The following is a 21,202-nucleotide window of genomic DNA, read 5'->3' as shown; positions in this document are numbered from 1 at the left end:
ACAGAGAGGGGATACCTCTCTGTGACGCAGTGCTTTTTCAATTTTGCATTCTAGTGCGAGGACAGCTTTTCATTCAGCATTTGCAGTTTGCGTTTTGCTGTTTGAACGACGGAGTCCGGCATTGGGAAGTCATAGTCCAATCCATGTGGGAAAAGGTGTTTGCCCATGTAAGGATCTTCCAGCTTCAGGACAGAGTGGGAATCTTCGAGTTTACCCTCGGTCACGTTTGCTTCAATGCGCAGGTAGTAAACGTTTCCTTTATCTTGGATTTTATAGTCGTATGTAGCGTGTTTGTAATCCCAAGCGCCACGGTCAAATCCGAGATCGCTCATGTAGTGCTCCAGATCGGCGAAAAAGACTTCCTTTGTGCCAACCCCAGTATCTTTTATAACCATTCTATTTCCTCCTACAAATGGTGATATTCACTTATTTATCATAGTCTGTTTTTGGAAGAATCGCAATGGATAAGTGGTAATGCGGATAGATGACCGTGATTGCCTATATATGGTATAATTTGTTACTACAATAGTTCGGTTTCTCAAGGGCGGTCGGCATCCCCGGATGAGAGGGGGTGATACCATGACAGTATTCGAGGCACTAAGTCTAATGTTGACATTTGGGACTTTAGTAGTGATGCTGTCTTCTAGTCGAAAAAAGTAGACCTCCCTTGAGCTAAGCAGCCAGGAGGTCTACGAGCTGGTACTGTGAGCCGACTCCTGCGAGGGAACGACTGTTGTAGCTTGGAGGCCGTACGGTGATGAGGCACCCTGCGGCCTTTTTTTGCTACACATCACGAGCACCATGCTATCATCTTAACATAGGGGTTTGCTCTTCTCTAGTCAGAAAAATCATGACACATGTCCCATCCCGTGCATGAAACGATAGGTAACAGGACACACTACAATCGTTCAATTGCAAAAGGAGGAGAATGACATGACAAAGGTAGAAAACCGCACATTGCGCGAGATTATGACGAAAGATGTCGCGACTGTGACGCTTAAGGATAACGTGTATGAAGTAGCTTGCAAGATGCGCGATTGGAATGTCGGTGTGATTCCGGTTGTAGATGAGAAAGATGATGTGATTGGGGTAATTACCGATCGTGATATTGTGATTCGAGGACTGGCTGAAAAAACGGAAGGCTCGACCGCGACAGAAGTTGTTATGACGCGTGACATTATTCTTGGCCAACCAGGAATGACTGTGGATGAAGCCGCTAAAATCATGGCCAAGCACCAAATTCGCCGGTTGCCTGTCGTCGAAAATGGCAAGCTTGTGGGTATCGTAGCATTGGGAGACATGGCCGTTCGTAAAGTCCACCACGACGAAGCGAGTGACGCTCTGCAGGAAATTTCCGAGCCGACGACGCACTAATCAAACGTTACGGATAAACGATGAAAGCTGTTGGAAGCTAACCGACAGCTTTTTCTTTTTTTATCTGTACATTCACGCTACGGCAAGGTTTATGATACGTAAAAAAGAAAAAGTGTGGGAGAGGAACCTGATGCAAATAAAGGACATGGCCAGGCGACTGCATATTACCCCGAGAGCAATCCGCTATTATGAAGAAAAAGGATTGATAAAACCTAAAAAGGCAGATGAATCTGGCTATCGCCATTTTTCCGAAGAAGATGTATGGCGTCTGCAGACCATTATTACGCTTCGTGAAGTGGGAATGCCCATTGATGACATTCGCGATCTGTTGCAACAGCAGAACGAAAAAGAAGGCAGCCTTCTGCATTATTTGGAGCTGCAGCGCTCCTTTATGTACAGTCGGTGGGTTGAAATGAGCAAGGTCATTTCGACGACGGAGGCAATGATTGAACGCATCAAGCGTGATCAGATGATTGATCCTGGGGCTTTGTATGAGCTGGCGGAAGCGAACAAACGGCTTCGCCAAACTCGTGACAATTGGGTTGATCGGTGGAATTTCAATCAATTGGCTGATGGGTATGACGAATGGGTTACGCGCGAGTCGGAAGGATTTCATTCACACGAATGCTATGACGAAGTATTGGATGAGGTAGTCGCAGCGATCGCACCACGTCCAGGAGAGTCGGGCCTTGATGCCGGAACAGGAACAGGCAATCTCGCCAGTCGTTTCGTGAAAAAAGGGGTAAAGATCAGCGGGTTTGATCAATCTCCACAAATGCTGAGACAATGTAGACACAAATCTCCAGAGATAGAAACAAAGCTAGGTACTTTTTTTGCCTTTCCGTTTTTGGAAAATGACTTTGATTTTGTAGCAACAAGCTACGCCCTCCATCATTTGACAGAGGATCAAAAGCGGCTTGCCTTGGCGGAGTGCCGCAGGGTCTTAAAGCCAGGAGGCAGGCTCGTTATCGCGGATTTGATGTTTTTCGATCAGGAGCATCGCCAGTGGCATGTGAATGCACTTCAGCAAGCTGGGAAAGAACAAGCGATTGCGGAAATACAGGACAGATGCTACGCGGATCGGTCCCGTTTGCTTGCTGAACTGACTGAACTCGGGTTCGTAACCGAAGCAAGACAGCTTACGACGTATGCTCATCTGATTCGGGCCAAGCTGGAGTAGAACATCTTTTTCACTTTTGGGCTCTTCCAAGTAATGACACGTGTCTAGTCTGTTGCATAGGCTGTAGCGAGAAGGGAAAGGAGGACTTTCGCTATGGGTCTGTTCGACGGTTTCTTTGACCGTGATAATGATGAGCTGTTATGGATTATTATTGTTGTGGCCGTCTTATTCTTTTTATTTAACTCCGATCGCGACTAAGTCGGGAAGTATAGACAAAACGACCTTGGGTAAGGTCGTTTTTTTCGGTGCTGCACACTATCATACTGTCCATTATTCAAAGTGAATTTCTTGATCCAGAATCATCTCCTTTGGCGGCGCCTCGCGCGGAACAGAGTAGGGTACTAAAGCAAATGTCATTTCGCTTACATGATCAGGCAAGCGGGGAGCAACATGAAAAGTGAGCTGGATTTGCCGGTCACTGCCTCGGGCTCCGCTTTTGCGAACGTAATAGTCCGTATCACTTATGATCTCCAGAAGTAAGTGAGGGCGAATATGACCGATATCATCACTATCGCTAGCGGCGTTAATCTCGAGATAGACCTTACTCGCATTTTGGTATTGCTTTACATGAGTTAGAAGATAGGTAAAGCCAGCTGCTTCTTCTTTTTTCATAAGAGGCAGAACAGTAAGCAGTTCTCCAAACTCATTTGGTATCACAGGACGTGCTCCTGCGTTCACGCTATGCAAGAACCAAGAGATCTCGGATACGTCCATCTGGTATTTCTCTGCCCATTCCTGCAATATGTCTTTTGGTGGAAATAATTTTTGGTTTTTGGCTAGAGTTTGTCGTTCTCTCAGAAGTTTTAAAAGGGATTCGTCTATCCTTTTACATTCATCGTTGTATTTATTCGGAATGTACCGCATTGATGACCACCCCATACAAGATTACCTCCATCTGTTTGCATGCTAACTGCCATTGTGAATCTATTATAGCAATTTATGGGTATTGATAAGTATTGACCGAAACCTTTTCTTCCTCTACTCTGGAAAACGATGCAACGAAGAAAAAGGAGAAGGAAAGAAATGAAACGATTTGCGTTATTCCTGTTCCTGTTGGCAATGCTGCTCGGAGCATGCTCTGCTTCAGGACAGCCACAGGCAAACGGGGAAATGGAGGCCACGGTGAAGCGCGTGGTTGACGGCGATACCTTTGAATTGGCAACCGGTGAAAAGGTGCGGATGATTGGCATGGATACACCAGAAACAGTCAAGCCCAATCATCCTGTAGACCCATATGGAAAAGAAGCAAGCAATTTTACAAAGGAACTGCTAGCCGATCAGAAAGTAACCCTCAAGTTTGACGTTGAACCGTACGACAAGTACAAGCGACTTCTCGCATACGTCTATTTGCCCGATGGCACCTTTGTCAACGAAAAGCTGGTTCGTGATGGATATGCCCGAATAATGACGATCCCGCCAAATGTGGCTCATGCTGATCTGTTTTTAGCGGCAGAGCGGGAAGCCAGAGAACAAAACCGGGGACTGTGGGGCATTGACGGGGAGAAGAAAGCGGAGCCGAAAAAGAATGCCGAAAAGCCTAAGCAAGAAGCAAAGGACGCGGCACAAACGCCCCCGGAGGGCAAGCCGATCAAAGGAAATATTAACTCCAAAGGGGATAAAATTTATCACGTGCCTGGCTCCGCAAGCTATGACAAGACAAATGCAGAGATGTGGTTTGCTACGGAAGAAGAAGCGCAGGCGGCTGGTTTTCGGGCGCCAAAGCGGTAGGGTTTTTCCTACATGAAAATGAATCCTGCATTCCTTTGAATCTTTGCGAATCAATCAACTGAAGCCAGTCAATCACCATAATAGGATGTGAGAACTGGCTTCGGTTTAGCAAAACTCTTGCATGGATTCTTAGGTTAATGTAAGTCATAAATACTTGGATCTTGATTTATATGAAATAAAGATAGTCATTATTAAGTGGATGGGTAGGTTAATGATACTAATAAAAATATTTGCTCGTCACTCTGATTTATATAGCTATGATATTCTTCACCCTTAAATTTTATCACGTCCCATTGTTTTAAATGATAGCTTTTCTGATCCACTTTCATATCAAGTTCACCATTCAATACAATAATCATTTCTTCGGAACCTTTTAAATGAGATTCACTGTATTGACTGTTTGGTTCTACACAAGCTCGATACCATTCGGTTGTACCAAAAGCTTTAAAAAGAGGATTTATATGCCAATCATTATTGTTACCTGCTAATTGACGAATTTCACCAAAGGGAAATAATTCAGTCTCCTCGTCGAGAGTTAGCAAAGAAGTTAAAGGGACATTTAGTGCTCTAGATATTTTCCAAAGAATATTTAAAGTCGGGTTTGCTTCGCCTCTTTCAATTTTCCCTAATGTCAATTTGCTGACATCACTAGCGTTTGCTAGCTCATCAAGACTCACTTTCATACGTTTTCGAATCATCCGTAAATTGAGCCCGACCTGTCCAGTTAAATCATTTTGTGGTTCATTCACAAATTATTCCTCCAAACAAAAAATATTATGTCAATTATACCAAATTATGGGCTTAGTATTTCATTAGCATAGATAATTATACTATACCAAAACGATTATAGGGTGAAGCGCTTTCGATTTCCGGAGCCTTGCTACAGGTGAATGAATAAAACCGGATTTCCTGGTATAAGGGAATCCGGTTTTATCGGTTTTTCCGGTGCGTTAGAATGCTAACTGACTAACTAATGGATTGTGGAGTCAAGCTTTTGACAAATAAACGTACACTTGTTTTGATGATCTCTTCCTGAGGGATAGATGTTATCATATGACCTGCTACAAAAGAGCGGGAAACAAACTCGCCATAACTTAAATATAGAAATATCATTGCATAGGTCTCGGGATCACTAGGGATTATTTTCCCTAACTCCTGCATCTTTGAGAAATAATCTACGAGAAATTCTTTAAGCTGTCGAGGATGCTTGTTTATTTGATCCAGCAAACCGGGAATAGTATTGCCTTCTTTAAAAGCAATACTGATAACCTTTACGTTTCTATTCATTAGTTCATGATAAGATTTGCTAACGAGAAGTAAATCTTTTTCTAAATCCCATTCAATATTCTCGTTAAAAATTTTCTTCATAGGAGCTGTGTAGTAAAAATGGTCGATAGCATACTCCATTATTTGTTTCTTCGTTCCAAAATGGCGAAAAACGGTCATTTCACTTACTGAAGCATGCTTTGCTATTTCTTTTATCGTTACAGATTTATATCCGCTTTTAGCCATTAAATTAATCGCGACATAAATAATTTTATCGCGTGTACTCATATGTTCAAGCTTTTCGTTTGTTTCCAATCATTACACCCCAAATTGAAGTAGATTGTATAAATGATAGATGAGTTATTACTAACTAAACTATAAAGCCAAATGTAGAATATTGTCAAAGATTTTTAGGTCTAACGTCGAAAATGGGGTTGTGTATTTGATTAATAATTTGTATGTAAACAATTTACGAGACTCATTTTAAATATTGACATTGAAATAAACCACTGATATATTCTGAATATAAAATTAATTACTGATATTGCGGGATGGCTTTAAAGCCATTTTTTTAAAGCGAGATGTTTAGTTATTACTAACTAACAACGATGAGTAGTATATTAGTAAGTGAGAGCGTTGAATGGAGGTCTTTTAGATTTTTTTTTTACTCGACTATGTTAGTTATATGTAACTAACATAACCGGTTTATATAAATGAAAGCGATCATTTATTTTAAAGGAGGGGAACTACCATGAGCCATCAACCAGTGGAAATAAGGCCCGATTCAAATGAGCGGGCATTACCATGGTACAGAGGGGCTACTAAAGCCCAGTGGCAATCATTTTGGGCAGCTTTTTTTGGATGGATGCTGGATATAATGGACCTGATGCTTTATTCCATGGTCATCGTTTATGTCATGCAAGATTTAGAGTTGACTCAGTCGGTGGCGGGTACCATTGCTTCTGCTACACTAATCGCCTCCGCTTTTGGCGGCATCATTTTCGGGTTTGTAGCAGATCGATGGGGTCGAACAAAATCAATGATTTTTAGTATTCTTATTTATTCTTTTGCCACTGTTTTATGTGGGTTTTCAGAGACAGCTACTCAATTAATGGTTTTTAGAATTCTCGTAGGCCTTGGAATGGGGGGAGAGTGGTCGGCGGGAGCTGCCCTCGTCATGGAAACGTGGCCGGCTAAACATCGTAACATTGTGATGGCTTTCGTACAAAGTGGATTTGCTGTTGGATATGCGGCTGCAGCCCTTATTACAGCGATTGTCATTCCGATGTTTGGATGGAGAGGAGTTTTTTTTGCAGGTGTAATCCCAGCACTTCTCGCCCTGTGGATTCGCAAGCATACTCCGGAATCTCATATGTGGAAAAACCAAACGAAACGCCTTTCCTTCAAACAAACAATGGGAATTTTGATTGGTAATCACGCCCCAATTACGATCGTTTGTATCCTATTTACTATGTTCTCGTTGCTAGGATATTGGGGATTATTTACGTGGCTGCCTACGTACTTATCGACACCACAAAGCGCTGGAGGGCCTGGGCTGGACATTGTGAAAACGTCCGGCTGGATTATCGCCTCACAAGTAGGTGCATGGCTTGGTTATATATTGTTTGGTGTCATTGCTAGTAAAATTGGGAAAAAATCTACATTTGTACTGTATTTTGCAATTTCAGCTCTAGCAGTCCCCATGTATATTCTTATAAAAAACGAAATCCTCCTTTTGTTTTTCGGTACGATCGTCGCGTTCTTTGGAACAGGCTACCATAGTGGATTCGCACCTACATTTTCTGCGCTATACCCTACTGAAATTCGAGCAACGGCTCAGGGAATCATCTATAACGTTTCTAGGGGAGTCAGCGCATTTGCTCCTTTTATCATTGGTCAGATGGCGATGTCTAAAGGACTTGGAGCATCGCTCATGATGACTGGGGGCTGTTTTGCTATATCTGCCATAATCGTCTTGCTCTTCCTGAAAGAGCCAAAAGGTTTCGTGGATGAGGTAAATATTTCTTTATAGGGACGAGAAAAATATATAAATAAGCGGAGGAACCATATGAACATCTATCGTGATGAAAAAGTGTACGATATTACTATTATAGGTGGCGGACCAGCAGGTCTATTTACAGCATTTTATGGTGGAATGCGTCAGTGCAGTGTAAAAATAATTGAGAGCATGCCTCAATTAGGTGGACAGTTGGCTGCATTATATCCTGAAAAATTTATATATGATATAGCTGGATTTCCCAAAGTGCGGGCACAGGAATTGGTCGATGCGCTAGAAGAGCAAGCGAGGCGTTTTGAGCCAACTATCGTGCTGGAGGAATTAGTGATACATGTCGAAAAACAGGAAGAGAAATTTGAAATAACTACAAATAAGGGCGTTCATCTCTCTAAAGCCATTATCATCACAGCAGGGGTCGGCGCGTTTGAACCAAGACGCCTTGAGAACCCTGAAGCAGCGAAATTTGAAAGCAAAAATCTACATTATTTCATCGATGATTTACAAATATTTGCTGACCAAAAAGTCCTTGTTGTCGGCGGTGGGGACTCTGCTGTTGACTGGGCCCTTATGCTGGAGCCGATCGCTAAAGAAGTGAGCATTATTCACCGCCGGGACAAGTTTCGTGCACATGAACATAGCGTAGAAAACTTGATGAAGTCTACAGTCGATGTCATTACGCCGTATGAAATAAAAGAACTCATTGGTGAAGAAAAAATTGAAAAGGTAGTTGTTTACCACAATAAGACTCAAGAAGAAAAGATATTGGAAGTGGACGCCGTAATTGTGAATTTTGGGTTCGTTTCATCATTAGGCCCGATCAAAAACTGGGACCTTGAAATAGAAAAAGGGAGTATTGTTGTCAATTCTAAAATGGAAACGAATATTCCTGGCATATACGCGGCAGGGGATATTACAACATACCCAGGAAAGATAAAACTTATCGCAGTTGGTTTTGGAGAGGCACCGATAGCTGTAAGCAACGCCAAAGCTTATATTGATCCTAAGGCTAAACTACAGCCTGCTCACAGTACTTCCATGGTTTTTTAAGAGGATTAAAAACCCAATCTGCTATTTATCCTAAGCATTTATAGAAAAAGGGAGGTGATGCATTGATTTAAAAAACGTTAGATGAGTATCAAGAAATCAGAGACAAAATGAATAAAGGCAGTTGCAAGCAGGAGGAGATAAAATGCAAACAGGCGTTTATATACTAACGGGTTATCTTGGAAGTGGAAAAACAACGTTACTGCAAAAAATACTCGATTTTTTCCGCGAGCGCAACAGGAAAGCTATCGTCATTATGAATGAAATCGGTGAAGAGGACATCGATGGTGTGCAAGTTCAGGCACGGGGATATTCTGTAAAAAAAATACTGAACGGTTGTATTTGCTGTTCCATTCGAAACCAACTTGCAAGTGGAATAAATGAAATGATAAGAGAGTTTAGTCCTGATGAAATTATTATCGAAACGACGGGGATTGCCGATCCTTCTGATATCATCGCCGAATTGGTGAACAATCCTACTGTTTATGAACAAATTGAACTCAAGGGAGTGATCACAATCGTTGATGCATCACGCTTCCTTGCTTTACAATCTCGTTTTGAGTTAAATAAAGCTTTAGAAATAACCTTTCGCAATCAAATAAAATACGCTGATTTGCTTCTAATGAACAAAGTGGATTTAGTACGCGAACCAGAGTTAGAAAAGATACGAAATTTGATTGAAAAGGATAATCCTGAAGCAGTGCTTTATACAACCATTCATGGTGAAATGGATTTGTCTCAGTTGTTAAACATGAGGAAAGCAAAACAGGTTAAGCTTCAACCAAAAGTAACAGATGATTTTTCTCTTACTGATAAGTTGTTTAATTATGTAGAAACATTTTATTATCAATTTAACCAACCAGTGGTTAAATCGAAGTTCGAATCGTTTCTTTTACATTTGCCTAAAGCAGTTTATCGGGCAAAAGGTTTTGTTTGCTTTACAGACCATTCAAAGCTCATCTCCTTTCATCAGACAGAGAATCAAATTGATTATTCTGTATGTGAAGATTTGGATATGAATATGGTTGCGGTTTTTATAGGTGAAGGAATGGATAAAAGATCCATTGTTTCTGAGTTGGAAAAATGCTACGAAGAAAAGAATGCCTTTCATTTAAATTAAAAAAGTTAATTATATTGATCTAGTTTGTATACTATGATATATTCTTTCTACGGCAATACAATTTAAAAGATTCAGGTTATTCGGCCCGTAATAGGTATGTACATCTTCAAAAAGGTTTTGAATGGAGGTGTTTTTTTAAATATCGCATGTTAGTTATTAATAACAAACATTTCAGGGCTCATATTTTTACGAGGAGGAAATCGGATATGAACTTAAAAGGGGAAGTTAGTTTCAAACAGCCTGTCGAAAAAATTTGGGACGCTCTGCACAATCCGGAGATTTTAAAAAATGCTGTACCTGGTTGCGAGGGCCTGGTTCTTACAGGTGTTGGAGAGTATGATGTGATTCTTAAGCTTGGAGTGGCTGCAGTAAAAGGCGAGTACACTGGAAAAGTTAAATTGGAGGATGTTGAACCTTCTGCTCATTATATTTTAAAAGCGGAAGGAAGCGGTAAACCTGGATTTGTTTCAGCCGAAATGGACTGTAAATTGATCCCAAGTGGAAATGGATGCAAATTGGTCTGGGAGTGTAATGCCGAGGTAGGAGGCATGATTGCAAGTGTCGGCAATCGGGTATTAGGGGGGATTGCGAAATTCATGGCTGGTAAATTCTTTAATGATATCGAAAAACAACTTAAGCATACGGTAGCCTGATGAAGATACGTGCACGATAGTTCTAATTTCTATGGAGGTTCTTCATGAAACCATTCAAGTTTAACTATCTTCGTCCAACAAGCGTAGAAGAGACCTTGCAATATTTGGAGGAATATGGAGAGGAAGCGAAGATTTTGTCGGGAGGACAGAGTTTAATTCCTGTCCTGAATATGAGACTTTCGACACCCAAATATTTAATTGATATAGGAAAAGTCGAAGGGCTCAATTATATACGCGAAGAGGATGGATACATTGCCATAGGCGCTTTAACAAGACATGTTGACGTTGAAAAATCGCAAATCATTAGAGAGAAGTGCCCCTTACTATCTGAAGCGATTCACTGGGTAGGTCACGCGCAAATTCGGAATAGGGGAACGATTGGCGGAAGTATCGCTCATGCTGACCCTTCAGCAGAGCTGCCGTGTGTAATCACTGCGTTACGGGGAGAAATTGTCATCGCAAGTACAAGTGGGGAAGAAATCGTAAGTCCCGAAGAATTTTTCCTCACCTATTTGTTAACTTCACTCCAGCCGGATCAAATGGTAAAAGAAGTTAGATTTCCTGTTTTAAATCCTTCAAGCGGTTCAGCCTTTGTTGAAGTTGCCAGAAGGCATGGCGACTTTGGGATTGTTGAAGTTGCAGCGGTCGTAGACCTGGATGAGAAGGGAGAAATATCTTTTGCAAGGATTGCTGTAGGTGGTGCCAGCCCTGTTCCATGTGCAGTAGAACCAGCTGAGGAATTCCTGATTGGGAAAAGTCCAACTGATGAGGTACTGAAGGAAGCAAGTGATATGGCTGCGGAAAGTGTAGAACCTGACGGTGATATGCACGCTTCAGCAGATTATCGTAGGGAATTGACGGGAGTTATGACATTGCGCGCCTTAAAGCTAGCTGTGGATCGGTCAAAGGAGTGTACAAGAATATGACCAAGGGAACGATTTCTTTACATGTGAATGGAAGCGTTATCAATGAAGAAGTGGAACCCCGCCTTCTCTTATCCGATTTTATCCGTGAAAAGTTGGGGCTGACAGGAACGCATGTTGGTTGTGAACATGGGGTTTGTGGTGCATGTACGGTATTGTTAAATGATGAGCCTGTTCGCTCATGCCTAATGTTAGCTGTGCAAGCAGATGGATGTAAAGTAGAAACTGTTGAATCGCTAGTCGCTGAAGGTGGAGAGCTTCATCCTCTTCAGCAAGCCTTTGCGGATCATCATGCACTACAATGTGGATTTTGTACGCCAGGTTTTCTTATGACGCTGGTCAGCTATCTAAAGGAAAACCCGAATCCGAACGAAGAGGAGATTAGAGAAGCGATTTCCGGTAATTTATGCAGATGTACTGGATATGCCAATATTATTAAGGCCGTAAAACAAGCTTCTCATTTTTCGAAAATAGGAGGCTGAACCAATGGCGAAGTATGTTGGGCAAAATGTAAAACGGAAAGAAGATTATCGTTTGCTTACTGGAACAGGTCAGTTTGTAGCTGATATCAAACTGGCAGGTATGGTAGAAGCAACTTTCGTGCGTAGTACCCATGCACATGCCATCATCAAAAGCATTGATACGTCTGGAGCAAAAGCGATGGAAGGTGTGTACGCCGTCATTACAGCGGAAGATATTGAAGGGGAAGTAGAGCCATTCACCGTTTTTACAGAATTCACAATACCTGAAGCTCTTGAAAAATCAATCCAACCTATTATTAAAACATGTCCTGAGTATCTTCTAGCAAAAGATCGTGTATTTTATATGGGACAGCCTATTGCCATTGTCGTAGCAGAAGATAGATATACCGCAGAAGATGTTGCGGATTTAATCAAAATCGAATATGAACCTCTTCCTGTTGTTACTGACCCGTACCAAGCAATAGAAGAAGATACCATTATTATTCACCCGGATCTGGGAAACAACGTGCAAGCTCATTTTCAACTCTCGACTGGCGATTGTAAAGAAGCGTTTGCAAAAGCGGATCATATGATAAAGGCTCGTATAAAAACGCCCAGGGTTTCTGGGAATCCTCTGGAGACTCGCGGGGTGTTAGCGACTTATGAGCCGCGGCATGGTGAAATGCAAGTTTGGTCATCGACACAAGTTCCTTTTATGGTTCGAAAATATTTATCTTTACTAGTCGGCTTGATCGAAAATAACATTCGCGTTATTGCACCGGAAGTTGGTGGAGGTTTTGGTCCGAAATGTTCCGTTTATCCTGAAGAAATGTTGATTCCTTATCTTTCAATGAAATTAAAAAAGCCTGTAAGATGGATTGAAGATCGCCTAGAGCATCTTCAAAGCACACGCCATTCCCGCGATCAGGTTCATGACGTGGAAGTTGCTTTTAGCGGGGATGGAACCATTTTAGGCTTGAAGGATCGTTTCTTACAAGATAATGGAGCTTTCAATTCGTTCGCTTTATGCTGTGCGTACAATAGTGCGGCACACCTTCGCGGGATTTTTAAAATTCTGAATTACGAGATTTTGGGACAGGTTGTACTAACCAATAAAACGCCAAATGTTCCCTATCGGGGGGCCGGAAGACCTGAGGTTGTTTTTGTAATGGATCGGATTATCGATATGATTGCTGAAAAATTACAGATGGACCCTGTTGAGGTCATGATAAAAAATATGATTCAGCCGGAAGAGATGCCATATGACCAAAATATGTATTATCGGGACGGCGCAGAGCTTATTTATGATAGCGGTGATTATCCCGCAGGTTTGAAAAAAGCATTGGAAATTGTCGGCTATGAAGAGTTCCGTAAACAGCAGGCAGAAATGAAGCAACAAGGCAAGTATATCGGAATCGGGATTTCTTCCTATATAGAAGGAACAGGCATCGGTCCGCATGAAGGTGCAATGGTCCGTCTGGATTCCACAGGGCATATTATTGCACATGTTGGTTCAAGTCCCCATGGTCAAAGTCATGAAACGACGTTGTCACAAATCTGTGCTGATGAATTTAATGTAAATCCTGAACAAGTGACGGTAAAGGCAGGGGACACGGGATTATTGCAATATGGCACTGGAACATTCGCTAGCCGCGGTGCGGTCACTGCTGGATCCGCGGTGCAAATAGCTTCAGAACGGTTGCGTGAGAAGTTGTTGGCGATAGCAGGGGAGATGCTTGAAGTGGCTCCTGCAGATCTTGAAATGAATGACGGCAAGGTGTATCATCGTGAACTCCCTGAACGATTTGTTACATTAAAAGAAATTGCGTTAGCGGCAAGACCAGGTCCGCGCAGCAAAGTTCCAAAGGGAATGGAGCCAGGCGCAGAAGTTTCGCATTATTTTGTACCCCCAACGGTGACTTTCTCGTCCGGATTCCATATCGCACTAGTAGAAGTAGATAAATCTACTGGCTTTGTTGATATCCTTCGATACATTGTTGTTCATGATTGTGGAAAAGTTTTGAATCCGATGATTGTTGACGGCCAAATTCAAGGTGGAGTTGCGCAAGGAATTGGCGGGGCTTTATATGAAGAAATTGTGTATAACGAGAGTGGACAATTGCTTACAGGTACCTATATGGATTACTTGCTCCCGACATCGATGGAAATTCCTGTAGTTGAAATGGGACATCAGGAATCTCTATCAAAGAGAAACCCAATGGGAATAAAAGGGGTAGGTGAAGGTGGAGCGATATCCCCTCCCGCTGCTATCGCAAATGCTGTAATTGATGCCATGCGACCACTCACCATTTGTATTAATGACTTGCCGATCAGTCCATATCGACTTCGTCAGCTGATCTTGGAAGCCGAAAAAAACGAAGATAAGTTGGTTGTGTGAAGATAGTCAGAAATGTCAGGGAGAAGGAGAGCTTCCTGACATTTCTAGAACGATAATTTCCATTAGATTGAGGTTGAGGGGTGAGCGCATATGTCCCGTATGCAAGAAATGCGAGATATATTTCATCACATTCGGCAGGCTTGGGCACGAGGGCAGCAGACAGCCTTGTTGATGATTACGGAAGTACGTGGTTCTGCGTATCGACAGCCCGGAACCAAGATGATGATGGCAGCGGATGGCCAAATGTTCGGTATGTTAAGTGGCGGATGTTTGGAAAGCGATTTATTTGGATGGGCAGAGAGGGCTATGAGTGAGCAAACGCCTATTCTTCGTGAATATAACCTTAGTGAAAATGACCTTTGGGGATTGGGAATTGGCTGCAAAGGTTCATTAAAAATTCTCGTTTTACCTATAGATGAACAGGACATTTTTTGGAGAAAGATGATGGAAGCAGCTGCTTCAGATCAACCATTCTCCTTCGTGCTAGAAGTTCCAACAGGTCTCCGAGTATTATTCGATCAAGATGGAAATATGTGGGGAGAGGTTGCAGAACTTCCAGAAGAGGTTCGACGACATACGGTTATGGAGGCCGAGCAGCGTACAAGAGCTCAAGTCATGCAAATACATGGCCGACAGTATGTGATCGATACGGTTCGTCCCAGTGAGCGATTGATTGTGGCAGGTGCCGGTCACGATGCTGTACCTGTCGTTCAACTGGCACATACTGTCGGATTTTCTGTGACTGTCCTGGACCCGAGAAGCGAGTTTAATGATCACAGGCGTTTTCCTGTTGCATCGCACATGGTGAAGGAACCTTCATTGGTAGACTATTCAGAGCTATCCGGCGCATGCTGGGTAATCATGAATCATTATCAAAAACGTGATGAAGAGTCATTAAAAGTGGCTATAAAAAGCAACCCTCGCTATATAGGCGTATTGGGCCCATTATCGAGGACAAAGGAGATGCTCTCCAATATTGGCTTTGCTTTATCGGATGGACCGATTCACGCGCCGATCGGGTTGGATTTAGCCGCAGAAACCATTGATGAGGTTGCCATCAGTATCGTGTCTGAACTTATGGTAACACGAAGCAAAAGGGATGCATTGTCCTTACATGGAAGAGAAAAGATTCATGTCTAAAATCGGTGCGGTGATTTTAGCGGCGGGAATGTCAAAGCGGATGGGGCAGCCTAAGCTTTTATTGCCTTTGAAGGGGAAGCCCCTCTTTCGATATGCAGTGGACGCTGCAGTTGGTTCAGAACTAAAACCAATCGTAGTAGTTGGTGGAAGCCATACGGAAGAATTTCATAAATATACAAAAGACTTGCCTAATGTGGAGGTCGTGGCGACCCCTTTTTATCAGGAGGGAATGGCATCCTCTTTAAAACGGGGAGTTCGATCGATTGCTGATCGGACGGAGGGAATGCTGGTGTTTCTTGCCGATCAGCCGTATGTGCCAGTTCATGTGATCAAAGAATTAATCCGTGTCTATGAATTACATCGGTCAATGGGAGTCCGGATTATTCGTCCCCAGTATGCCGGAGAGCTAGGACATCCGATCTTGTTTGACGCCTCCTTGTACAAGTTTTTTTTAGAGATAGATGGAGATGAAGGCGGACGCTCTATAATCAAACGTTTTCCAAAACGAATGAAGGTCGTTTCCTTTTCTCATTCGTTTTGGGGGAGAGATGTAGATACTCCCGAAGATTATTTGAAGATGAACGAATTCTTTTCAATGATTCGGACGGATGAGTGTAATTGAAATCAACCTTTATGCACTGTGCGTTGCAATTTTTTTGCTAATATATTTCTGAATATTTGGAATGGTAAGGACATCTTATGTTTACGGAGAGGGGAACGATATATGTCAGTAAAATCAGAGTTGCCTGTAAACGAAGAGGTTTGCAGCAATAGCGTACCCGGGAAAGCTAATCGACGGCAAGTTGTAAATGCCACCGTTGCTTCCCTTTTGGGATGGTCGTTTGATCTGTTTGACCTTTTTATTCTTCTATTTGTTGCACCCACAGTAGGAAAACTGTTTTTTCCAGCTACAAATCCCATGTTTCAACTTGCAGCCACTTATGGCTCTTTTGCCGTAACTTTGCTCATGCGCCCTATCGGTTCTGCTGTGTTCGGCTCATACGCGGATAGGTATGGAAGAAAGAAAGCTATGATAATTGCAGTCGTTGGTGTAGGGATCGCAACCGCCCTGTTTGGAGCATTGCCGACGGTAGAGCAAATCGGGATTGCAGCCACCGTATTATTCTTGCTTTTACGATTGATACAAGGTGTTTTTGTTGGCGGTGTCGTTGCATCGACACATACGATTGGGACTGAGACAGTTCCACCAAAGTGGCGTGGACTTATGTCAGGATTGGTTGGCGGCGGAGGGGCAGGGTTAGGTTCTTTCTTTGCTTCCATCGTATACTTTGCCGTTTCCTCGGCTTTCCCCGGGCAGGCATTCGATGAATGGGGATGGAGGATCATGTTCTTTTCAGGAATTCTAAGTTCCATTTTTGGCATTTTTATATTTAAATCACTGGACGAATCACCGTTATGGTTGGAAGCTCAAAAAGCTAAACAGGCTACGAACAAACCGCAAAAGTCGCCAATTCGCACAGTTTTTGGTCAATATTTTTCTACCATGCTGGTTAATCTTTTGATCGTGGCTGGTGGTGGAACTGCTTATTACCTGACGACTGGATATCTCCCTACTTTTTTACATGTGGTAAATGAGATACCGAGCAGCACAGCATCCAGGATTCTTATGATCATTAGTATCGTGGTGATTATATCAACTGCCCTTGTTGGTTATCTCAGCGATCTCCTTGGGCGGAAGAAAACATTTATAGTAACTGGTATTCTTTGTATGGTTGGTCTACCGTTCTTTTACATGAAATTGGCCGGTGCAACGGATATTACTCAAATTACAATTTATGCCTGCGTGCTTACTTTTCTGGCTAATGCAGCGTATGCTCCCACACTCATCTTTTTAAATGAGCGGTTTCCAACTGCTGTACGTTCAACTGGGACTGGCCTGTGCTGGAATATCGGCTTTGCTGTCGGAGGTATGATGCCTACCTTCGTATCTTTGACAAGCGGGTCAGTCTCAGCTCTTCCGGCTACACTAGGCTATTTTCTGGCAGGGATTTTTATTTTATATATTATCGGAAGTTGGATAATACCCGAAACAAAAGGGCAATTTAAGTAGGATGGGACTGCTCTTGTTTTAGTAAAACCGACTAAAAATAAGAGCCTCCCCTTTTATAATGATAGGGAATGGCAATTGAAGGTTAGATGAGAACGGTAGGCTTCTCAGATGATTGATTGCCTATCAAGGGAATAACATGGGTTGTTAAAACAGCTGTAAAGGAAAAGTTTGGCTGACCTGATAAAGAGTAATTCGGTGAATTGTAAAAATATATTGACAACAATGGATTTTAGGAAGTATATTTGAAACACAAAATGTTAGTTATTACTAACTAACGTCAAAAAGGAGGCTCTGTTACTATAGGTATATAAACCAATTTTTTTACTATTATTGATAGTTATCAATAACTAACATACTTTCGGATAGATTTGGGGGGAATTCTATGAATGGAAAAAAAAGTGAATACCAAAGTCTTGCGCCAGTCCTTACAGATTCAGGTGGAATAACCGATCAAACATTTTTTGTGCATCACGGCGGCAAGCTAGAAGTTATACCGAAAGTGACTGTGAAAAATCATGATGATCTGTCCCATGTTTATACACCAGGAGTAGCTCGTGTTTGCACAGCGATACACGAAGATCCGGCTAAGGCATTTTCTCTTACGATTAAGAGAAATACAGTTGCCGTCATTTCAGATGGAACGGCAGTGCTCGGGTTGGGAGACATTGGTCCGCTTGCAGCTATGCCGGTAATGGAAGGAAAATCAATGCTTTTTAAATCACTTGCCGGTGTCGACTCTTTTCCGCTTTGTCTTGACACAAAAGATACGGAAGAAATCATTACAATCATTAAAGCCATTGCTCCAGCATTTGGCGGAATCAATCTTGAAGATATTTCATCACCTCGTTGTTTTGAAATTGAGGAACGTCTGAAGCAAGAATTAACCATCCCGGTTTTTCATGATGATCAGCATGGGACTGCCGTTGTCATGATGGCTGGTCTAATCAACGCTTTGAAACTGGTAGGCAAGCGTATGCAAGACATAAAAGTAGTTTTTAGCGGTGCGGGAGCCGCAGGCGTCGCCTGCACTAAAATTCTCATGAACGCGGGTGTAAATAACATCATTGGGGTGACACGTTCTGCTGGGGCACTGCACAAAGGACAAAATTATTCGAATCCAATGTATCGGTGGTATGCCGAACATACGAATCCTGAGAATCTATCAGGAAGCATGTCTGACGTGATTGAAGGAGCGGATGTATTTATCGGTTTGTCGGGCCCAGGAGCATTAACCATTGAAGATCTGAAAAAAATGGCCAGGGATCCTATTGTTTTCGCCATGGCCAATCCTACACCTGAAATTGATCCAGAAGAGGCTTCACCCTACGTTCGGGTTATGGCGACGGGGCGTTCTGACTATCCGAATCAAATCAATAACGTTCTTTGTTTTCCCGGTATTTTTAAAGGAGCACTGGATTGCCAAGCGACCACGATCAACGAAGAGATGAAGCTTGCCGCAGCTTATGCCATTGCTTCAATTGTCGGTGATGACGAGTTGAGTGAGCAATACATCATTCCGAGTGCATTTAATTCTCAGGTTGTGGAGTTTGTAAGGCAAAAAGTTATCCATACCGCAATTGAGACAGGAGTAGCCCGCCACATTCCAAATGAGTTTAAACACAGCATTAAATAAAGGGAGCGATGGTCATGTTTATTACGAAGCATAGCGGAAGTTTGCACATTGTGAATCAGTACGACCATTCATTGCAGGCAGGAGAAGTTATGCGTTATTGGGGGAATGAACAATTCGAACGTCCTGCAACCTATGATTCCATTTGTCTTGCGGTAGCCAAGCACGACATTGGCTGGATTGAATCGGATAAAGAAGTCCTATTCAATCAGGTAACCGGGCAGCCGATCCCGTTTATCAATGTAAACCTGCGTCAGCATGTTGATTTTTATGGTAAGGGATACGAACAGGTAAAAGAAGAAGATCCATATGCTGGTCTGTTGGTCGGTATGCATTGGATTGGATTATATACCAGTCGTTTCGGGTATGATCCTTCCTTTACTTATAAAACTCCTGATGATTTGGTCTCTTTTATGAAAGAAACGATCATTGCACAACAAAAGGCATGGGTTGAATTGAAAATGAAATTGTGGAGTAAAGATGAGCCTCGGAGCCGTTTTGAAGATAAATTGTGGATGGATTACGAGCTGGTTCAACTCATGGATCGTCTTTCCCAATATGTTTCGATGCGGACGCCAGCGACGACAGATCAGCTTACATTGGGGCCTGTACGGATGACGTTGGATGGATCGGGAGTTATGCTTTCGGTTCAAGGCCGTGGGGGCGGAGTAGTGGAAGTGGATCCTTTCCCGTTCGAGGATGTAGTGGAGACAACCGTGATGTTTCGGAAAATACCGGATATTCGCTATGGATCCCATGCTGAGGTTTGTAAAGCAATAGAAGAAGCGGAAGTGGAGTCCGCGCTGTGGAAGTTTGTTCCCGCTCGTTAAGGATTTCATGAAAGGGAGTGGCTAGCGCAATGAATACGCCGATGAGGCTGAAAAGCGAATTTGCTCATGTTTGCGTTCAATTGGATCAATCAGCGAATGGTGTGCGGTTGATGATAAAGGATATTCGCACAGGCAAGACAGTCTACCTTGATCCTTTGGAATTAGAAAGCCTGGCGTGGTGCCAGCATGAGGATTTAGTACAGCTCTTAAATCCTACGTTAACCCGTTGGAGAAGGTCTGTCAAAGCAGTATAGAAGAGGACAAGAAGGAGAATGAGTGATGCCAAAAACTGCAAAAGCAGCCGTGCTTGTGGGAAAGGAACAAATTGAAATTCGGGAATTTCCATTACCTGAAACAAGTCATAACGATGGGCTATTGCATGTGGAAGCATGCGGGGTATGCGGATTTGATAGTGAAGCCTACCTTTTCGGAGGGAATGGCGTACATCAAATTCCGAATGTGATTGGCCATGAAATTGTAGGCCGAATTGAAAGCATTGGGGAAGGAGCGGCTAAGCGATGGGGAGTGAAAGCGGGTGATCGGATCGTCGTCGAAGAGTATATTCCATGTGGAACATGTGATGCATGCTTGAGAGGACAATATCAATTGTGTTTTGATCTTCGGTACGGTTCGATGTCCGTCAACCATCCAAAAACGGCCCTATGGGGTGGATTTGCCGAATATATGTATCTGCATCCCCGCGCGATTATTCATAAGGTAAATTCTGATATTTCAGCGGAATTGCTTCAACTCTTTATTCCAATCTCAAATGGTATTCACTGGGTTCAAGAGGTAGGGCAAGCCAAAGTAGGCGATACCGTTGTGATTCAAGGTCCTGGTCCAATGGGGCTTGGCGCTGTCGTTGGAGCCAAAGAGGCAGGAGCTGGCAAGATTATCGTAACAGGACTTTCACGAGATGAACACCGCTTGAACATCGCAAAGGATCTGGGTGCTGATCACGTCTTTCATGCAGATACCCAAGACATCGCCGAAGAAATTAAAGAAGTGACCGATGGAGAAATGGCCGATGTCGTGATTAATGCGGCTACAGCTCCACAGCAAATTGTTACGGCTGTAGATATTGCCGGTTTGTATGGAACGATTGTTCATTCCGGCACAGATCATCGCCTGGCCGATAAGCTCATGAGCAGTAAAATTACGTGGAAATTGCTAACGATCAAAGGCGTATTGGGACGTCCCAAACAGACAGTAGGTGTAGCGCTGCGGCTGATTGAATCAGGGAAATATCCGTTGGAAAAAATCATTACCCATAAGTTTTCAGTTGAAGAAACAGCCAAAGCAGTTCATACACATGCATACGGGGAAGATGGTTGTATCCATGTTGCTGTTGTTAATGAATAAACCAT

At 42.8% G+C, this 21,202-nt stretch carries 21 protein-coding genes and 1 pseudogene; 18 read left to right on the top strand and 4 right to left on the bottom strand.

The genetic code is table 11. From position 1 onward, the window contains the following. Positions 1-50: 50 nt before the first annotated feature. A complete protein-coding gene (locus tag ACIFQN_RS12710; RefSeq protein WP_429833404.1) occupies positions 51-395 on the bottom strand; it encodes a YugN family protein in 345 nt (114 codons plus the stop codon). Between the two features lie 166 nt (positions 396-561). On the opposite strand from ACIFQN_RS12710, the gene ACIFQN_RS12705 reads away from it, so the two are divergent. From ACIFQN_RS12705 to ACIFQN_RS12695, 3 genes are all read left to right on the top strand, one after another. Next, entirely contained in the window at positions 562-660 is a 99-nt protein-coding gene (locus ACIFQN_RS12705; protein ID WP_373419714.1) for a putative holin-like toxin, read from the top strand. Positions 661-933: 273 nt separating this feature from the next. Then, the gene (locus tag ACIFQN_RS12700) at positions 934-1,374 is read left to right on the top strand and encodes a CBS domain-containing protein (protein ID WP_429833403.1); all 441 of its coding nucleotides are present in this window, start codon (positions 934-936) and stop codon (positions 1,372-1,374) included. 130 nt (positions 1,375-1,504) lie between these two features. Beyond that, positions 1,505-2,554: a MerR family transcriptional regulator gene (locus ACIFQN_RS12695; protein ID WP_429833402.1), complete on the top strand. Its 1,050-nt coding sequence runs from the start codon at positions 1,505-1,507 to the stop codon at positions 2,552-2,554. A 270-nt stretch (positions 2,555-2,824) separates the two neighbouring features. Here the strand turns inward: ACIFQN_RS12695 and ACIFQN_RS12690 are convergent, their stop codons facing one another. Next, the gene (locus ACIFQN_RS12690) at positions 2,825-3,433 is read right to left on the bottom strand and encodes a hypothetical protein (protein WP_429833401.1); all 609 of its coding nucleotides are present in this window, start codon (positions 3,431-3,433) and stop codon (positions 2,825-2,827) included. Between the two features lie 144 nt (positions 3,434-3,577). Here ACIFQN_RS12690 and ACIFQN_RS12685 point away from each other — a divergent pair, with 144 nt between their 5' ends. Beyond that, positions 3,578-4,282, top strand: a complete 705-nt coding sequence (locus tag ACIFQN_RS12685) for a thermonuclease family protein (protein ID WP_429833400.1) — start codon at positions 3,578-3,580, stop codon at positions 4,280-4,282. Between the two features lie 191 nt (positions 4,283-4,473). Here the strand turns inward: ACIFQN_RS12685 and ACIFQN_RS12680 are convergent, their stop codons facing one another. Together ACIFQN_RS12680 and ACIFQN_RS12675 are read right to left on the bottom strand one after the other, a co-directional pair. After that, positions 4,474-5,031: a helix-turn-helix domain-containing protein gene (locus tag ACIFQN_RS12680; RefSeq protein WP_429833399.1), complete on the bottom strand. Its 558-nt coding sequence runs from the start codon at positions 5,029-5,031 to the stop codon at positions 4,474-4,476. A 217-nt stretch (positions 5,032-5,248) separates the two neighbouring features. Further along, positions 5,249-5,863 carry a TetR/AcrR family transcriptional regulator gene (locus tag ACIFQN_RS12675; RefSeq protein WP_429833398.1) on the bottom strand — a complete coding sequence of 205 codons (615 nt, stop codon included), beginning with the start codon at positions 5,861-5,863 and terminating at the stop codon, positions 5,249-5,251. A 436-nt stretch (positions 5,864-6,299) separates the two neighbouring features. On the opposite strand from ACIFQN_RS12675, the gene ACIFQN_RS12670 reads away from it, so the two are divergent. The 14 genes and pseudogenes from ACIFQN_RS12670 (at position 6,300) to ACIFQN_RS12605 (ending at position 21,197) form a co-directional block, all read left to right on the top strand. After that, positions 6,300-7,580 (top strand): MFS transporter, encoded by a 1,281-nt coding sequence (locus ACIFQN_RS12670; protein WP_429833397.1) that lies wholly within the window; start codon positions 6,300-6,302, stop codon positions 7,578-7,580. A gap of 36 nt (positions 7,581-7,616) precedes the next feature. Next, positions 7,617-8,612 carry an NAD(P)/FAD-dependent oxidoreductase gene (locus ACIFQN_RS12665; protein ID WP_429833396.1) on the top strand — a complete coding sequence of 332 codons (996 nt, stop codon included), beginning with the start codon at positions 7,617-7,619 and terminating at the stop codon, positions 8,610-8,612. Between the two features lie 142 nt (positions 8,613-8,754). Continuing rightward, positions 8,755-9,729: a CobW family GTP-binding protein gene (locus ACIFQN_RS12660; protein ID WP_429833395.1), complete on the top strand. Its 975-nt coding sequence runs from the start codon at positions 8,755-8,757 to the stop codon at positions 9,727-9,729. Between the two features lie 206 nt (positions 9,730-9,935). Further along, positions 9,936-10,382: an SRPBCC family protein gene (locus tag ACIFQN_RS12655; RefSeq protein ID WP_429833394.1), complete on the top strand. Its 447-nt coding sequence runs from the start codon at positions 9,936-9,938 to the stop codon at positions 10,380-10,382. Between the two features lie 44 nt (positions 10,383-10,426). Next, on the top strand, positions 10,427-11,308 hold the full coding sequence (locus ACIFQN_RS12650) for an FAD binding domain-containing protein (protein WP_429833393.1): 882 nt from the start codon (positions 10,427-10,429) through the stop codon (positions 11,306-11,308). Beyond that, entirely contained in the window at positions 11,305-11,787 is a 483-nt protein-coding gene (locus tag ACIFQN_RS12645) for a (2Fe-2S)-binding protein (RefSeq protein WP_429833392.1), read from the top strand. Before ACIFQN_RS12650 ends, ACIFQN_RS12645 begins: the two co-directional genes overlap by 4 nt. 4 nt (positions 11,788-11,791) lie before the next feature. Then, the gene (locus tag ACIFQN_RS12640) at positions 11,792-14,164 is read left to right on the top strand and encodes a xanthine dehydrogenase family protein molybdopterin-binding subunit (RefSeq protein ID WP_429833391.1); all 2,373 of its coding nucleotides are present in this window, start codon (positions 11,792-11,794) and stop codon (positions 14,162-14,164) included. A gap of 90 nt (positions 14,165-14,254) precedes the next feature. Then, positions 14,255-15,304, top strand: coding sequence for an XdhC family protein (locus ACIFQN_RS12635; protein ID WP_429833390.1), 1,050 nt, complete (start codon positions 14,255-14,257; stop codon positions 15,302-15,304). After that, positions 15,297-15,926, top strand: a complete 630-nt coding sequence (locus ACIFQN_RS12630; protein ID WP_429833389.1) for a nucleotidyltransferase family protein — start codon at positions 15,297-15,299, stop codon at positions 15,924-15,926. Before ACIFQN_RS12635 ends, ACIFQN_RS12630 begins: the two co-directional genes overlap by 8 nt. A gap of 102 nt (positions 15,927-16,028) precedes the next feature. Further along, positions 16,029-17,375 (top strand): MFS transporter, encoded by a 1,347-nt coding sequence (locus ACIFQN_RS12625; protein WP_429833388.1) that lies wholly within the window; start codon positions 16,029-16,031, stop codon positions 17,373-17,375. A gap of 442 nt (positions 17,376-17,817) precedes the next feature. Then, a pseudogene (locus ACIFQN_RS12620) lies at positions 17,818-19,008 on the top strand (NAD(P)-dependent malic enzyme); the annotation flags it as partial. A gap of 14 nt (positions 19,009-19,022) precedes the next feature. Beyond that, a complete protein-coding gene (locus ACIFQN_RS12615) occupies positions 19,023-19,835 on the top strand; it encodes a DUF3891 family protein (protein ID WP_429833387.1) in 813 nt (270 codons plus the stop codon). Positions 19,836-19,864: 29 nt separating this feature from the next. Beyond that, on the top strand, positions 19,865-20,089 hold the full coding sequence (locus tag ACIFQN_RS12610) for a hypothetical protein (protein ID WP_429833386.1): 225 nt from the start codon (positions 19,865-19,867) through the stop codon (positions 20,087-20,089). A 25-nt stretch (positions 20,090-20,114) separates the two neighbouring features. Then, a complete protein-coding gene (locus tag ACIFQN_RS12605) occupies positions 20,115-21,197 on the top strand; it encodes a zinc-dependent alcohol dehydrogenase (RefSeq protein WP_429833385.1) in 1,083 nt (360 codons plus the stop codon). Positions 21,198-21,202 lie beyond the last annotated feature (5 nt).

The organism is Brevibacillus sp. NRS-1366, assembly GCF_050467985.1.
The sequence above is the reverse complement of the archived record's forward strand: the minus strand, read 5'-3'. Positions and strand labels throughout refer to the sequence as shown.

What these genes read in the sequence shown, in the direction of transcription:
- ACIFQN_RS12685 (WP_429833400.1), top strand. Translation starts at nt 3,578, where the DNA reads ATGAAACGATTTGCGTTATTCCTGTTCCTGTTGGCAATGCTGCTCGGA.
- ACIFQN_RS12665 (WP_429833396.1), top strand. Translation starts at nt 7,617, where the DNA reads ATGAACATCTATCGTGATGAAAAAGTGTACGATATTACTATTATAGGT.
- ACIFQN_RS12625 (WP_429833388.1), top strand. Translation starts at nt 16,029, where the DNA reads ATGTCAGTAAAATCAGAGTTGCCTGTAAACGAAGAGGTTTGCAGCAAT.
- ACIFQN_RS12605 (WP_429833385.1), top strand. Translation starts at nt 20,115, where the DNA reads ATGCCAAAAACTGCAAAAGCAGCCGTGCTTGTGGGAAAGGAACAAATT.
- ACIFQN_RS12700 (WP_429833403.1), top strand. Translation starts at nt 934, where the DNA reads ATGACAAAGGTAGAAAACCGCACATTGCGCGAGATTATGACGAAAGAT.
- ACIFQN_RS12670 (WP_429833397.1), top strand. Translation starts at nt 6,300, where the DNA reads ATGAGCCATCAACCAGTGGAAATAAGGCCCGATTCAAATGAGCGGGCA.
- ACIFQN_RS12640 (WP_429833391.1), top strand. Translation starts at nt 11,792, where the DNA reads ATGGCGAAGTATGTTGGGCAAAATGTAAAACGGAAAGAAGATTATCGT.
- ACIFQN_RS12695 (WP_429833402.1), top strand. Translation starts at nt 1,505, where the DNA reads ATGCAAATAAAGGACATGGCCAGGCGACTGCATATTACCCCGAGAGCA.
- ACIFQN_RS12650 (WP_429833393.1), top strand. Translation starts at nt 10,427, where the DNA reads ATGAAACCATTCAAGTTTAACTATCTTCGTCCAACAAGCGTAGAAGAG.
- ACIFQN_RS12705 (WP_373419714.1), top strand. Translation starts at nt 562, where the DNA reads ATGAGAGGGGGTGATACCATGACAGTATTCGAGGCACTAAGTCTAATG.
- ACIFQN_RS12630 (WP_429833389.1), top strand. Translation starts at nt 15,297, where the DNA reads ATGTCTAAAATCGGTGCGGTGATTTTAGCGGCGGGAATGTCAAAGCGG.
- ACIFQN_RS12690 (WP_429833401.1), bottom strand. Translation starts at nt 3,433, where the DNA reads ATGGGGTGGTCATCAATGCGGTACATTCCGAATAAATACAACGATGAA.
- ACIFQN_RS12610 (WP_429833386.1), top strand. Translation starts at nt 19,865, where the DNA reads ATGAATACGCCGATGAGGCTGAAAAGCGAATTTGCTCATGTTTGCGTT.
- ACIFQN_RS12655 (WP_429833394.1), top strand. Translation starts at nt 9,936, where the DNA reads ATGAACTTAAAAGGGGAAGTTAGTTTCAAACAGCCTGTCGAAAAAATT.
- ACIFQN_RS12710 (WP_429833404.1), bottom strand. Translation starts at nt 395, where the DNA reads ATGGTTATAAAAGATACTGGGGTTGGCACAAAGGAAGTCTTTTTCGCC.
- ACIFQN_RS12615 (WP_429833387.1), top strand. Translation starts at nt 19,023, where the DNA reads ATGTTTATTACGAAGCATAGCGGAAGTTTGCACATTGTGAATCAGTAC.
- ACIFQN_RS12660 (WP_429833395.1), top strand. Translation starts at nt 8,755, where the DNA reads ATGCAAACAGGCGTTTATATACTAACGGGTTATCTTGGAAGTGGAAAA.
- ACIFQN_RS12635 (WP_429833390.1), top strand. Translation starts at nt 14,255, where the DNA reads ATGTCCCGTATGCAAGAAATGCGAGATATATTTCATCACATTCGGCAG.
- ACIFQN_RS12645 (WP_429833392.1), top strand. Translation starts at nt 11,305, where the DNA reads ATGACCAAGGGAACGATTTCTTTACATGTGAATGGAAGCGTTATCAAT.